This is a genomic window from Xylanivirga thermophila, from assembly GCF_004138105.1.
GTDB classification, from domain to species: Bacteria; Bacillota; Clostridia; order Caldicoprobacterales; family Xylanivirgaceae; genus Xylanivirga; species Xylanivirga thermophila.
Window position 1 is genome coordinate 1 of record NZ_RXHQ01000045.1, and the last position, 15,202, is coordinate 15,202.

The window sequence follows — 15,202 nt, forward strand, 5'->3', positions numbered from 1 at the left end:
TGCACCTAAACAGACAGTAGTAACAGGTGTAGAGATGTTTAGAAAGACACTTGATGAAGCAGTTGCAGGTGACAACATTGGTGCACTATTACGTGGTATACAAAGAGAAGACATAGAGAGAGGTCAGGTACTTGCAAAGCCAGGTAGTATACATCCTCATACCCACTTTAAGGCAGAGGTATACGTATTAACCAAGGAAGAGGGAGGAAGACATACCCCATTCTTCAATGGATACAGACCCCAGTTTTATTTGAGAACAACAGACGTAACAGGAGTAATTGATCTGCCCGAGGGAGTAGAGATGGTAATGCCAGGAGATAATATTACCATGACAGTAAAATTAATAACTCCAATAGCAATAGAAGAAGGACTAAGATTTGCTATACGTGAAGGTGGAAGAACAGTAGGTGCAGGTGTAGTTGCCAGCATCATAGAATAATTTATAATAGCAGACATCCTTTGGATATCCAAAGGATGTCTGTGTATTCAAATGTTTTATATTGACAGCTATTTAGTTGTATGATAAATTATATTGTGTTACTTTGAATTGTGTAAGTGAGGTGTAGATGATGAGGGTGAAAGTTACCTTGGCTTGTACGGAGTGCAAACAGCGTAATTATGATACTATGAAAAATAAAAAAAATGACCCAGATAGACTAGAAATGCGTAAATATTGCAGATTCTGTGGGAAACATACTGTTCATAGGGAGACCAAATAAAGTGGTTAAGGATGTGAGTCACATGGCTGAAAAGGACAGCTCTAAAAAGGCTGCTCAAAAAGCTGGCAAACCTAAAAAGAAAAGAAGTATTGCTAAATTCTTTAGGGAAGTTTCATCTGAGATGAAAAAAGTATCCTGGCCTAGCTTTAAAGAGCTTACCAATTATACGGGTGTGGTAATTCTCTTTATATTGCTTTCTGCTGCTATAATTGGTGCCCTGGATTATGTAGTAGTTAAACTCTTAAGTCCATTGCTTAAGTAGTAATCTCGTAGAGAAGGAGGGGGGGGTCAGGTCAAAAATACTTGGCCCTTAGTTTATGTCAGATAAAGATGTACAAAATGTAGATGCTAAGTGGTATGTTATTCATACCTATTCAGGGTATGAAAACAAGGTTAAGGCAAACCTGGAAAAGACCATACAAAATCGTAATCTGGATGATATAATATTTGAAGTTGCAGTGCCATTAGAGGAACAGATAGAGATAAAAAATGGGAAGAAGAAGGCTGTACAAAGAAAAATATTTCCAGGTTATGTGTTGGTTAAGATGATAATGACGGATGAGTCGTGGTATATTGTCCGAAATACACGTGGTGTAACTGGGTTTGTGGGGCCGGGTTCAAAACCTATTCCTCTTACAGATGACGAGGTTAGAATGATGGGGGTAGAAGATATTCCTATTAAGCTGGATGCCGATGTGGGTGATAATGTCAGGGTAATTTCTGGTCCTTTGGAAAATTTCATAGGTGTAATAGAGGAAATAATTCCTGACAAACAAAAGGTAAGGGTTTCTGTTTCGATGTTTGGAAGGGATACCCCGGTTGAGTTGCAGTATGATCAAATTCAGAAGATATAGCATACTTAGTTGAAACAGTTGATAAAAGTTAAGGAGGTGTAAACATGGCAAAGAAGGTAACGGGTATAATAAAATTACAGATACCGGCCGGCAAAGCAACGCCAGCCCCGCCAGTTGGCCCTGCACTTGGTCAACATAGTGTTAATATTATGGGATTTTGTAAGGAGTTTAATGAAAGAACTGCAAAACAGGCAGGTATGATTATTCCTGTAGTTATAACAGTATATCAGGATAGATCATTCACATTTATTACCAAAACTCCTCCTGCAGCTATTTTGCTTAAAAAGGCAGCCGGTATTGATTTGGCTTCTGGAAGGCCAAATACTGAAAAAGTAGCTAAAGTAACTAAAAAGCAAGTTCAAGAAATTGCTGAAATAAAGATGCCCGATTTAAATGCCGCTAGTCTTGAAGCAGCTATGAGTATGGTTGCAGGTACAGCTAGGAGCATGGGTATTACTGTAGAAGAGTGACAAAAAAGTGGGAGGTAATTTTACCGATATGACCACAGAGGAGGTTTATAAATGAAAAGAGGAAAAAGGTATCAAGATGCTATTAAACTCATAGATCGTACAAAGTTATATGATCCTGAAGAGAGTATAAAACTTGTAAAAGAAACTGCCAAGGCTAAATTTGACGAAACAGTAGAGGTGTCCGTAAAATTGGGTGTAGATCCTCGCCATGCTGATCAGCAAGTTAGAGGTGCAGTAGTATTACCACATGGTACTGGACGAAAGATAAGCGTTTTAGTATTTGCTAAAGATGCAAAGGCTAAGGAAGCAGAGGAAGCCGGTGCTGATTATGTTGGCGCGGAAGAAATGGTTGCAAAGATACAAAATGAAAATTGGTTTGATTTTGATGTTTGTGTAGCTACTCCTGATATGATGGGTGTAGTAGGTAGAATAGGACGTATATTAGGTCCTAAGGGTTTGATGCCTAATCCAAAGTCCGGTACAGTTACTATGGATGTAGCAAAGGCAATACAGGATATTAAAGCTGGTAAAGTAGAGTATAGGGTTGATAAAGCTGGTATAATACACGTACCGATTGGTAAAGCTTCTTTTGATGAGCAAAAACTCTTGGAAAATTTTAGAGTGCTTATGGAAGCTATTATAAAGGCAAAACCAGCTGCTGCAAAAGGTACGTATATGAAGAATCTTGTTATATCTAGCAGTATGGGGCCTGGTATAAAGGTTAACCCTCTTAAATTTGTTTAAAAAATATAATAATATAATAGCTATCTACCGCAGACAGTAGGTGCCATTGGCTTAAATTAGAGATGCCTACCGAGGTCAGATTATGTATCCTAAAGTGGTATATTCTGCCCTCTTGCGGTTTGCGGGAGGGCTTTAATTATGCAAAAAGGAGGTGCTACATGGCATGGCAGTTAAACAGGAAAAGGTAGAGGCAGTGCAAGAGATAAAGCAAAAACTTTCAGAAAGCAGCAGTGCGATCTTAGTAGACTATCGTGGCTTGACTGTAGAAGAGGTTACTGAGCTTAGAAAAGAGTTTAGACAAGCCGGAGTTGATTATAAAGTATATAAAAATACTTTGATAAGTATCGCTGCCGAAGAATTAGGCTTAAATGATATTATGCCCCATTTGGCTGGACCTACAGCAATTGCATTTGGTGTTGAGGATCCAGTAGCTCCCGCCAAGATACTTACCGAGGCTATGAAAAAATATAAGAAGATGGAGTTTAAGGTAGGCGTAGTTGATGGCAAAATTATTGATGTGGAAGGCATAAAGGAATTGGCCAAATTGCCATCCAGAGAAGAGCTTATTGCAAAGATGCTTGGCAGCATGAATGCTCCTATTACCAATTTGGTGGGTGTATTGTCGGGCACTATGCGTGCATTGGTATATGCGCTTAATGGAGTTAAGGAAAAAAAGGCACAGGAAGCTTAACTAAAAAAATAAAAAATTTAAATTTTAAAAATTTTAGGAGGTATTTTAACATGACAAAACAGGAAATCATGGAAGCCATAAAGAATATGACTGTTCTAGAGTTATCAGAGTTAGTAAAGGATTTAGAGGAGGAGTTTGGTGTTAGTGCTGCTGCTCCTGTAGCTGTAGCTGCAGCTCCTGCCGGTGGCGCAGCTCCTGCAGAAGAAGAAAAAACTGAGTTTGATGTAGTTTTGACTGATATAGGAGATCAGAAGATAAAGGTTATTAAAGTTGTTAGAGAGATAACACAATTAGGTCTAAAGGAAGCAAAGGATTTAGTTGAAAGTGCACCAAAGGCTGTAAAGGAAGGCGTAAGCAAGCAGGACGCCGAAGAAATGAAGAAGAAATTCGAAGAAGTCGGTGCAAAAATAGAGATAAAATAAGCATGGGCTTGTTTGAAAGGCAAAAAGGGCTCTTTTCTGGGGCTCTTTTTGTTTTTTTATCACTTTATTTTTTAAAAATTCAAAATGCTATTGACATGTATCCTTTAGTATGTTAATATTATAAATTGCATTAGCGTATATTTATATGAGTGTTTTTGCGCGAAAACTTCATAGAAATTATGTAAAGAGCGGATAAAATGTAATAAAATTGGCAATACTAGTATGTAATATTATTTAGTATAAAATACCAAAAAAGCTCTAAAAAGACAGGGCTTTTTGGCTTTTTTTGTTTTATAATGCATGGGAAAAGCATTATTGTTTCTTCGAAAAAAGCTAGATCATAAGGCAAATAGCTTTTAATTAAGCTTTTTTATAAAACTTGAGGGGTGAGTTGTGCATGGTACATCCGGTAAAAATGGGAAAGCGTACGAGGATGAGCTATTCTAGAATTGATGAGGTTCTAGAGATACCCAATCTAATTGAGGTGCAAAAAAAATCTTATGAATGGTTTTTAAAGGAGGGTTTAAAAGAAGTATTTGACGACATTTCCCCTATAACGGACTATACCGAAAATCTCATACTGGAATTTGTAGATTACAAGCTAGATGATGAACCTAAGTATTCGGTAGATGAATGTAGGGAAAGGGATGCCAATTATTCGGCGCCCCTTCGGGCTAAAGTACGTCTTATAAACAAGGTTACGGGAGAGGTAAAAGAACAAGAAGTATTTATGGGTGATTTTCCTCTTATGACTGAACAGGGTACTTTTATCATAAATGGTGCAGAACGTGTTATAGTAAGCCAATTGGTTAGATCTCCAGGGGTCTATTATAACATGGAATTGGACAAAAATGGTAAAAAACTTTATTCAGCTACTGTTATTCCGAACAGAGGAGCATGGCTAGAATATGAGACCGATGCAAACGATATTATGTCGGTAAGGGTGGATCGTACAAGGAAGGTACCTATAACAGTACTTTTAAGGGCATTGGGATATGGGACTGATGCAGAAATAAAAGAATTGTTAGGAACGGAAACGCTGATACTTAACACTTTAGAGAAGGATAATACGTCATCCTATGAGGAAGGTCTTTTAGAAATATATAAGAGATTAAGACCAGGGGAGCCTCCTACAATAGACAGTGCAAAGCAGCTTATAAATTCTTTGTTTTTTGATGCAAAACGTTATGATTTAGCGAGGGTTGGTAGATACAAGTTTAATAAGAAATTAGCCCTCAGTTCAAGAATTGCCGGGCAAATAAGCTCCAACGATATTGTAAATCCCATTACCGGTGAAATATTGGTAAATAAAGGCGATAGAATAAGCCGTGAAGTTGCAAAGGAAATTCAGAATTGCGGTATAAATGAGGTGTTTATAACTATCGCTGAAGAAAAAGAGATAAAGCTAATAGGGAATAACTTCGTAGATGCAAAATATCACTTGGATTTTGATCCTACAGATATTGGCATAAATGAGAAGGTACATTACCCCACACTAAAAGAGATATTGGACCAAGGTTTGGATGGACAGGAACTTGTTGATGCCATCAAGTCAAGCATCCATCGTCTAATTCCAAAACATATACTTATAGATGATATTATAGCATCTATTAATTATAATATCCATCTATTAAATGGAATCGGCTATACAGATGATATTGATCATTTGGGTAATCGTCGATTGCGAGCGGTGGGGGAATTGCTGCAAAACCAATTTCGTATAGGTTTATCAAGGATGGAACGTGTGGTCAAAGAAAGAATGACCATACAAGATTTAGACGTGGTAACTCCCCAGGCTCTTATAAATATAAGGCCGGTAGTAGCGTCTATAAAGGAGTTTTTTGGCAGCAGTCAGTTGTCTCAATTTATGGACCAAACCAATCCATTAGCTGAACTAACTCATAAGCGAAGGTTAAGTGCCTTGGGCCCTGGGGGGCTTAGCCGTGAACGGGCAGGATTTGAAGTGCGTGACGTTCATCACTCACATTATGGTAGAATATGCCCTATAGAGACACCTGAAGGTCCTAATATAGGTCTTATAAACTCATTAAGCACATATGCCAGGATAAACGAATATGGATTTATAGAAGCACCATATAGACGCGTTAATCCAGAAACTAAAAAGGTAACAGATGAGATAGTGTATATGACTGCCGATGAAGAAGATGAGTATACAATAGCTCAAGGTAATGAACCGCTAACAGAAGAAGGACATTTTGTAGATGAAAGGGTTATGGCTCGGACACGGGATGATATCCATGAAGTACCTAGAGATAATGTAGATTTTATGGACGTATCACCAAAACAGGTAGTGTCTGTAGCAACTTCAATGATACCATTTCTGGAGAATGATGACGCAAACCGGGCCCTTATGGGTGCAAATATGCAGAGGCAGGCAGTACCACTAATAAAGCCTGAGGCGCCTATAGTGGGAACCGGGATAGAATACAAGGCAGCTATGGACTCTGGTGTAGTGCTATTATCTAAAGAAAGTGGTGTGGTTACCAAAGTATCTTCCCATTACATTACTATTAAATCGGATGATGGCAAGGTGCATACTTATAAACTTGCTAAGTTCATTCGTTCTAATCAGGGAACCTGCATAAATCAAAGGCCCATTGTTAAAGAAGGAGAAAGGGTAGAAAAGGGGAACGTAATAGCCGATGGTCCTTCTACTGATCTTGGTGAAATAGCATTGGGACGTAACATACTGATTGGGTTTATGCCTTGGGAAGGTTATAACTATGAAGATGCCATATTGATAAGCGAAAAATTAGTAAAGGATGATGTGTTTACATCCATCCATATAGAAGAGTATGATTCGGAAGCTAGGGATACAAAGCTAGGCCCTGAAGAGATCACTAGGGATATACCAAATGTTAGAGAAGATGCGTTAAAAGACTTGGATGAGCGTGGTATAATCCGCATTGGGGCAGAAGTAAGAGCAGGAGATATACTGGTGGGCAAAGTTACACCAAAGGGTGAAACTGAACTTACGGCTGAAGAGAGACTATTGCGTGCTATATTTGGTGAAAAGGCCAGGGAAGTAAGGGATACATCTCTTAGGGTTCCCCATGGAGAGGGAGGTATTATAGTTGATGTAAGGGTATTTACCCGTGAAAACTCTGATGAACTACCTCCAGGGGTAAATGAGCTTGTAAGGGTATATGTAGCCCAAAAGCGTAAGATATCTGTTGGTGATAAGATGGCAGGAAGGCATGGAAACAAGGGTGTTATATCAAGAATACTACCTGAAGAGGATATGCCATATTTGCCGGATGGTACTCCGCTACAGATAGTATTAAACCCATTGGGTGTTCCTTCTCGAATGAACTTGGGTCAGGTACTTGAGGTGCACTTGGGTTTGGCTGCTAAGGCATTGGGATGGCATATTGCAACCCCGGTATTTGACGGTGCGAGCGAGATAGATATAATGAATACCCTTGAGAAGGCTGGCTTTTCTCGTACTGGTAAGGCATTGCTTAGGGATGGACGTTCGGGGGAACCATTTGAAAATGAGGTAACAGTAGGGTATATGTACATGATAAAGCTTAATCACTTAGTCGATGATAAGATTCATGCAAGGTCTACTGGTCCATATTCCCTTGTTACACAGCAGCCTTTGGGTGGTAAAGCCCAATTTGGTGGTCAGAGATTTGGTGAGATGGAGGTTTGGGCTTTGGAAGCCTATGGTGCAGCCCATACTCTGCAGGAAATATTAACTGTGAAATCGGATGATGTCGTAGGACGGGTTAAGACATATGAAGCTATAGTAAAGGGCGAAAATATACCAGAGCCAGGAGTACCTGAATCTTTCAAAGTACTTATAAAGGAACTTCAAAGTTTAGGCCTTGATGTTAAGGTATTATCCGAACAAAACGAGGAAATAGCCATAAAGGAAAACGAGGAAGATGACGATGCCAGTCCATTGGACATCAATATAGATGGGCGTGAACCTGGCGATGATGAGGATGACGAGGAATTGAATGATTTGGATCTGGACATCATGGATATTGGTGATGATGTGGAAGATGATATAGATGAAAAACTCCTCGATGACATAGATGATTTTGATGATCAAGATTACGACGATGATAATGAATGATAGCTATTAATGCATGAAGGGAGAGAAAGCCCTTGTTTGATGTCAATAATTTTGATTCTATAAAAATAGGATTGGCCTCCTCCGATAAAATTCGGGAGTGGTCAAAGGGCGAGGTAAAAAAACCAGAAACCATTAATTATCGTACTTTAAAACCGGAAAAAGACGGGCTGTTTTGCGAAAGAATTTTTGGCCCTCAAAAGGATTGGGAATGTCACTGTGGTAAATATAAAAGAGTGCGTTATAAAGGGATAATATGTGATAGATGTGGTGTTGAAGTCACCAGATCAAAGGTTAGGCGGGAGCGAATGGGACACATAGAACTTGCTGCACCTGTTTCACATATTTGGTTCTTTAAGGGTATACCAAGCAGGATGGGACTTATCCTCGATATGTCACCGCGATCCCTTGAAAAGGTGTTGTATTTTGCTTCATATGTAGTAATAGATCCTGGCGAAACGCCTCTTGTCAAAAAGCAGCTTTTGAGTGATAAAGAATATCGAGAATACTATGAAAAATATGGGAATGCTTTCAGAGCCGGTATGGGAGCTGAAGCTGTAAGAGAACTTTTGCAGGAGATAGACTTGGATAAGCAGTCAAAAGAGCTTAGGACCGAGCTTAAAGATGCTACTGGACAAAAAAAGGTGAGGATAGTAAAACGACTAGAAGTAGTTGAATCATTTAGAAAATCAGGCAATAGACCTGAATGGATGATACTAGAAGCATTGCCGGTTATACCACCTGATCTTAGACCAATGGTGCAATTAGATGGTGGTAGATTTGCTACCTCTGATCTTAATGATCTCTATAGAAGGGTTATAAATAGGAATAATCGTCTAAAGAGATTATTGGATCTTGGTGCACCTGATATCATTGTACGCAATGAGAAGCGTATGCTTCAGGAAGCGGTAGATGCGCTTATAGATAACGGACGCAGAGGGCGTCCAGTAACTGGACCTGGTAACAGGCCGCTTAAATCATTAAGCGATATGCTAAAAGGTAAGCAAGGGCGTTTCCGTCAAAACCTTTTGGGTAAACGTGTTGACTATTCAGGACGTTCAGTTATAGTAGTAGGACCGGAACTTAAAATGTACCAGTGCGGATTGCCGAAAGAGATGGCTTTGGAACTGTTTAAGCCCTTTGTAATGAAAGAGTTAGTTGAAAAGGGTTTGGCACATAATATAAAAAGTGCAAAACGTATGGTGGAGAGAATAAAGCCAGAGGTTTGGGATGTACTTGAGGATGTTATAAAAGACCATCCTGTACTTCTAAATCGGGCTCCTACTCTGCACAGACTAGGAATTCAAGCTTTTGAGCCTGTATTGGTAGAAGGTCGGGCATTAAAGATACACCCACTTGTTTGTACCGCGTATAATGCGGATTTTGATGGCGACCAGATGGCAGTACATGTTCCATTATCTGTAGAAGCACAATCGGAAGCAAGATTTTTGATGCTATCTGCAAATAATATATTGAAGCCGCAGGATGGAAAACCTGTTGTCAGTCCTACCCAAGATATGGTTATAGGTAGTTATTATCTAACCATAGAAAGGGATGGAGAGAAGGGTGAAGGCAAGGTGTTTACAGGTCCTGATGAGGTTATAATGGCCTATCAGACAGGTGAAGCCGGTCTTCATGCTAAGGTTAAGATGCGGGTTACCAAGGAGATAGATGGACAAAAGATAAATAAAATTATAGATGTTACTCCTGGTAGAGTGATATTTAATGAAGCCATACCACAGGATCTAGGCTTTAAAGATAGGTCTGATCCAGAGCAGGTATTTGATTTAGAAATAGATGATGTAGCAGATAAGAAGATGCTCTCAAAGATAGTAGATAAGTGTTATAGACGCTATGGAGCTACACAGACATCCATAGTGCTTGATAATATAAAGGCATTAGGTTTCCGTTATTCTACCAAGGGCGCTATTACCATAAGTGTATCAGATATAGTAGTGCCATCGAAGAAGAAGGAGATTCTAAAGAAGGCCGATGATGAGATTAAGGTTGTTGAAAGGCAGTTCAGGCGTGGGCTTATATCGGAAGAAGAGCGATATGAGCGGGTTATAGATACATGGAATGAAGCTACTGATTTGGTTACAAAAGCTCTTGTAAATTCAATGGATGTATATAATCCAGTATATATGATGTCAAACTCTGGAGCACGTGGTAGCATGAATCAGATAAGGCAGTTGGCTGGTATGCGTGGACTTATGGCTAATCCAGCAGGTAAAATTATAGAGTTACCTATAAGAGCTAATTTCCGTGAAGGACTTACAGTTTTGGAATTCTATATATCTACCCATGGTGCTAGAAAAGGGTTGGCTGATACGGCACTGCGTACTGCTGACTCAGGATATTTAACTCGTCGTCTTGTAGATGTAAGTCAGGATGTAATTGTAAGGGAAGATGATTGTTTTGCAAGAACTGGTGAAAAGATTAAAGGTATCTGGGTTGAGGAGATAAAAGAATCTAATGGCATCATCGAACCCCTGTTTGACAGAATTGTAGGGAGATATGCAGCGGAAGATATATTGAATCCTCAAACCGGTGAAGTAATAGTACCAATAAATAGTGAAATTGGTCATGATAAAGCTGAGAAAATAGTAAAATGTGGTATAAAAAAGGTCTATATAAGATCTGCCCTAACTTGCCGAACAGAACATGGCGTGTGCGTCAAATGTTATGGCATGAACCTAGCCAATGGATTGGCAGTAAACGTAGGAGAGGCAGTAGGTACGGTGGCAGCTCAGGCCATAGGTGAACCGGGGACACAGCTTACTATGAGGACTTTCCATACCGGTGGTGTAGCCGGGGATGACATAACTCAAGGTTTGCCTAGGGTTGAAGAGCTTTTTGAGGCTAGAAAGCCTAAAGGACTGGCTGTTATATCGGAGATATCTGGAAATGTTAAAATAAATGAGACTAAAAAGAAGCGTGAGGCAATAGTAACAAATGACGACGGGGGTGAGAGTAAGACATATCTCATACCATATGGTTCCCATCTAAAGGTAAATGATGGAGATTATGTGGAGGCGGGAGATGAGCTTACCGAAGGTTCTGTAAATCCCCATGATATACTCAAAATTAAAGGCGTAAAGGGCGTGCAATCCTACCTGTTGCAGGAAGTACAAAAGGTTTACAGAATGCAAGGGGTTGATATAAGTGACAAGCACGTTGAAGTAATAATACGTCAGATGCTCAGAAAGGTAAGGATAGAGGATGCAGGGGATACTGACATGCTCCCTGGAGGCTTGGTTGATATATTTAGATTTGAGCAAGAAAATGAAAAGGTTATGGAGCAAGGAGGACAACCGGCAGTTGCTAAGAGAGTGCTCCTAGGTATTACAAAAGCATCACTATCTACTGAGTCGTTCCTATCAGCAGCCTCATTCCAGGAGACAACTAGGGTACTTACCGATGCTGCCATAAAGGGAAAGGTAGACCCCCTTGTAGGTCTTAAGGAAAATGTAATTATAGGAAAGTTGATACCTGCCGGAACAGGAATGGGACGATATAGGAATATAGAGATCTATTCTGATGGGGCTAATTCGGAAGTTACTGATGAGAAAAGTTCTGGAGAGAATAATGAAAATAAGGAAGTAGTAAAAACAGTATAACAATTATTGACACGCATATTGTATAATGATAAAATATGTGGGTATGTTGTTAGAACGATGAAATATTCTATGTAATGAAAGGATGGGAGGGGCTATGTTAGAGGAACTAAAATGTACATCTGCAAGGACAGTGGGTACAAAGCAAACTCTAAAAGCTATAGAAAAAAAGCAGGCTAAGGAAGTCTTTATTGCTAAAGATATAGACGAATATATTGCTAGAAAAATAGTAGAAGCTTGTGAAATGAGTCATCTCCCCATCACATTCGTCGATTCTATGAAAGAATTAGGGGAGGCTTGTGGTATAGATGTAGGTGCTGCTACAGCTGCTCTGCTTCGATAGCCACTGTTTCTCCCCCATAACTAATTTTTATTGTGCCCATTAAACGTTCATGTTAGTATTTATATATATTTGAAAGGAGGTGGGGGAATGCCTACAATTAATCAATTAATAAAGAAAAAGAGAAAAGATGCTGAGTATCCGTCCGATTCACCAGCTCTTAAGGGTTGCCCGCAAAAGCGAGGTGTGTGTGTTTCTGTTAAAACTACCACCCCCAAGAAACCTAACTCAGCTCTTAGAAAGATAGCAAGGGTGCGTTTGACAAATGGTTTTGAGGTAACTGCATATATTCCTGGTATTGGACATAATCTACAGGAACACTCTGTGGTACTTATACGTGGCGGGAGAGTAAGAGATTTGCCTGGTGTAAGATATCATATAGTTAGAGGTTCACTAGATGCTGCAGGTGTGGCTAACAGACAGCAGGGACGATCTAAATATGGTGCAAAACGTCCTAAAAAGTAATGCTTAAAAAATAAACAGCTTAGAGATAAGTTTGGGCAAAAAGGAGGGAATGGGATGTCAAGAAAAGGTTATGTATCAAAACGTGATGTGCTACCCGATCCTATATATGGCAATAAGGTAGTTACCAAGCTTATAAATCAAGTTATGCAAGATGGCAAAAGAGGCACAGCACAAAGAATTTGCTATGGTGCATTTGATATAATACAGGAAAAGACAGGTAATGACCCTGTAGAGGTATTTGAACAAGCTATGGATAACATTATGCCTGTTTTAGAGGTAAAGGCCAGAAGGGTAGGAGGTGCTACCTATCAGGTACCTATGGAAATAAAGCCGGATAGACGTCAGACCTTAGGATTACGCTGGCTTGTAAGGTATGCAAGACTACGAAATGAAAAGACTATGGTAGAGCGTCTAGCTGCAGAAATAATGGATGCAGCAAATAATACAGGAGGCGCTGTAAAGAAAAAAGACGAAACCCATAAAATGGCAGAAGCCAACAAGGCGTTTGCACATTATAGGTGGTAATGTTTGTTAGATCTTAAAAGGGTTTTGTTTATGCTATAAAAAGAAGGAGGATATAACGTGCCGAGGGATTATACACTTGATAAAGTTAGAAACATCGGTATAATGGCGCATATAGATGCTGGCAAAACAACAACAACGGAACGTATTCTGTACTATACCGGTCGTGTGCATAAAATGGGCGAGACCCATGAAGGTACTGCAGTTATGGACTGGATGGAACAGGAGCAAGAGAGGGGAATCACCATTACCTCGGCTGCTACCACAGTAACATGGAAAGGCTATGTGATTCACATTATTGACACACCAGGGCACGTGGATTTTACTGTAGAAGTCGAAAGATCCCTACGTGTTCTCGACGGTTCAGTTGCGGTTTTTTGTGCAAAGGGAGGCGTAGAGCCTCAGTCAGAGACCGTTTGGCGTCAGGCAGATAAATATGCAGTTCCGCGTATTGCCTATGTAAACAAGATGGATATGCTTGGTGCCGATTTCTTTAATGTTGTTGATATGATGCATGATAGATTGAAAGCCAATGCAGTGCCTATTGAAATACCGATAGGTAAAGAAGACCAGTTTGAAGGAACAATAGATTTAATTAAAAATTGTGCTTTTTACTTTGTTGATGAGTTGGGTACATTGAGTGAACCATCTGATATACCCGATGATATGAAGGAAATTGCTCAAAAATATCGTATTGAGTTGCTAGAAGCTGTAGCAGATCAAGATGAAGAGTTAATGATAAAATACCTAGAAGGCGAAGAGTTAACCGAAGAAGAAATACAAAAGGCGATAAGAAAAGGTACAATAGCAAATACAATGGTTCCGGTATTATGTGGTTCATCATATAAGAACAAAGGTGTGCATGCACTGATAAATGCTATTGTTGATTATCTACCGTCTCCTATTGATATTCCGCCTGTAAAGGGTAGCGATGCAAATACTAAAGAGGATATTGTCAGAGAATCATCAGATGATGAGCCATTTAGTGCATTAGCTTTTAAGGTAATGACAGATCCATATGTAGGTAAATTGACATTTTTCCGTGTGTATTCTGGTGTGTTATCAGCTGGTTCATATGTATACAATGCAACAAAAGGTAAACGTGAGCGGGTTGGTCGTATTCTTAGAATGCATGCAAACCATCGGGAAGAAATGTCGGAAATACGTGCAGGTGATATTGCAGCAGCTGTTGGACTTAAAGATACAGCCACAGGTGATACCTTGTGTGATGAAAATGCGCCTGTTTTATTGGAATCTATGGAATTCCCTGATCCAGTTATACAGATAGCTATTGAGCCTAAGACCAAGGTTGGACAGGAAAAAATGGGAATTGCATTGCAGAAATTAGCAGAAGAAGACCCCACATTCCGGACATATACAGATCAGGAAACGGGTCAGACCATTATTGCCGGTATGGGTGAACTTCATCTTGAAGTAATAGTTGACAGACTGCTAAGGGAATTCAAGGTAGAGGCAAATGTAGGTAAACCACAGGTTGCCTATCGCGAAACAATACGCAAAACTGTTAAAAGCGAAGGTAAGTTTGTGCGCCAGTCTGGTGGACATGGACAATATGGACATGTATGGATCGAAGTTGAACCTACAGAGCCAGGTAGTGGCTATGAGTTTGTAAATAAAATAGTAGGTGGCGTTATTCCAAAAGAGTTTATACCTGCCGTTGATGCAGGAATTCAGGAAGCTATGACAAATGGTATTCTTGGAGGATATCCTGTAGTAGATACTAGAGTAACACTTTATGATGGATCTTATCATGAGGTTGACTCCTCTGAAATGGCTTTTAAAATAGCAGGGTCTATGGCCTTTAAAGGAGCTATGCAAAAAGCAAATCCAGTGCTGCTAGAACCTTTAATGAAGGTAGAAGTAGTTATTCCTGAGGAATATATGGGTGATGTAATGGGAGATATAAACTCGAGACGTGGTAGAATAGAAGGTATGGAAAACCGTTCAGGAGCCCAAGTTATACATGCTTTCGTACCGCTATCAGAGATGTTTGGATATGCTACTGATTTGAGATCTAGAACTCAAGGTCGTGGAAATTACACAATGCAATTTTCACATTATGAGGAAGTACCAAAGAGTATAGCTGAAAAGGTACTTGCAAAATAAAAATAAGAATTAAGGAGGAAACGAAATGGCAAAGGCAAAATATGAGAGAACAAAACCACATATAAACATAGGGACAATAGGTCACGTAGACCATGGTAAGACTACATTGACAGCAGCAATAACCACTGT

General features: G+C 39.6%; 15 protein-coding genes and 1 other annotated feature. All 15 genes read left to right on the plus strand.

Annotated features, from left to right (window positions below; translation table 11 throughout):
- The coding region (locus tag EJN67_RS13095) for an EF-Tu C-terminal domain-related protein (protein WP_243641317.1) at positions 1–439 on the plus strand (439 nt) is incomplete at its 5' end.
- Positions 440–569: 130 nt separating this feature from the next.
- Positions 570–719: a 50S ribosomal protein L33 gene (gene rpmG, locus EJN67_RS13100; RefSeq protein WP_129724902.1), complete on the plus strand. Its 150-nt coding sequence runs from the start codon at positions 570–572 to the stop codon at positions 717–719.
- Position 720: 1 nt separating this feature from the next.
- Entirely contained in the window at positions 721–981 is a 261-nt protein-coding gene (gene secE / locus EJN67_RS13105; RefSeq protein WP_207208033.1) for a preprotein translocase subunit SecE, read from the plus strand.
- 55 nt (positions 982–1,036) lie between these two features.
- Positions 1,037–1,573: a transcription termination/antitermination protein NusG gene (nusG, locus tag EJN67_RS13110; RefSeq protein WP_129724891.1), complete on the plus strand. Its 537-nt coding sequence runs from the start codon at positions 1,037–1,039 to the stop codon at positions 1,571–1,573.
- A 44-nt stretch (positions 1,574–1,617) separates the two neighbouring features.
- Positions 1,618–2,043, plus strand: a complete 426-nt coding sequence (gene rplK, locus EJN67_RS13115; protein ID WP_129724892.1) for a 50S ribosomal protein L11 — start codon at positions 1,618–1,620, stop codon at positions 2,041–2,043.
- A 51-nt stretch (positions 2,044–2,094) separates the two neighbouring features.
- The gene (gene rplA / locus EJN67_RS13120; protein ID WP_129724893.1) at positions 2,095–2,787 is read left to right on the plus strand and encodes a 50S ribosomal protein L1; all 693 of its coding nucleotides are present in this window, start codon (positions 2,095–2,097) and stop codon (positions 2,785–2,787) included.
- Positions 2,788–2,796: 9 nt separating this feature from the next.
- Positions 2,797–2,933 (plus strand) — a sequence feature (ribosomal protein L10 leader region).
- A 17-nt stretch (positions 2,934–2,950) separates the two neighbouring features.
- Positions 2,951–3,478, plus strand: a complete 528-nt coding sequence (gene rplJ / locus EJN67_RS13125) for a 50S ribosomal protein L10 (protein ID WP_129724894.1) — start codon at positions 2,951–2,953, stop codon at positions 3,476–3,478.
- A 50-nt stretch (positions 3,479–3,528) separates the two neighbouring features.
- Positions 3,529–3,900: a 50S ribosomal protein L7/L12 gene (gene rplL, locus EJN67_RS13130; protein WP_129724895.1), complete on the plus strand. Its 372-nt coding sequence runs from the start codon at positions 3,529–3,531 to the stop codon at positions 3,898–3,900.
- A 397-nt stretch (positions 3,901–4,297) separates the two neighbouring features.
- Complete coding sequence (rpoB, locus tag EJN67_RS13135) at positions 4,298–8,005, plus strand: DNA-directed RNA polymerase subunit beta (RefSeq protein ID WP_129724896.1); 3,708 nt, start codon at positions 4,298–4,300, stop codon at positions 8,003–8,005.
- A gap of 32 nt (positions 8,006–8,037) precedes the next feature.
- Positions 8,038–11,622 carry a DNA-directed RNA polymerase subunit beta' gene (rpoC, locus tag EJN67_RS13140; protein WP_129724897.1) on the plus strand — a complete coding sequence of 1,195 codons (3,585 nt, stop codon included), beginning with the start codon at positions 8,038–8,040 and terminating at the stop codon, positions 11,620–11,622.
- Positions 11,623–11,716: 94 nt separating this feature from the next.
- Entirely contained in the window at positions 11,717–11,962 is a 246-nt protein-coding gene (locus EJN67_RS13145) for a ribosomal L7Ae/L30e/S12e/Gadd45 family protein (RefSeq protein WP_129724898.1), read from the plus strand.
- Positions 11,963–12,049: 87 nt separating this feature from the next.
- Positions 12,050–12,424 carry a 30S ribosomal protein S12 gene (gene rpsL / locus EJN67_RS13150; RefSeq protein WP_129724899.1) on the plus strand — a complete coding sequence of 125 codons (375 nt, stop codon included), beginning with the start codon at positions 12,050–12,052 and terminating at the stop codon, positions 12,422–12,424.
- A gap of 54 nt (positions 12,425–12,478) precedes the next feature.
- Positions 12,479–12,949 (plus strand): 30S ribosomal protein S7, encoded by a 471-nt coding sequence (gene rpsG / locus EJN67_RS13155; RefSeq protein ID WP_129724900.1) that lies wholly within the window; start codon positions 12,479–12,481, stop codon positions 12,947–12,949.
- Positions 12,950–13,006: 57 nt separating this feature from the next.
- Entirely contained in the window at positions 13,007–15,073 is a 2,067-nt protein-coding gene (gene fusA, locus EJN67_RS13160; protein ID WP_129724901.1) for an elongation factor G, read from the plus strand.
- Between the two features lie 25 nt (positions 15,074–15,098).
- The coding region (locus EJN67_RS13165) for a GTP-binding protein (protein WP_165000881.1) at positions 15,099–15,202 on the plus strand (104 nt) is incomplete at its 3' end.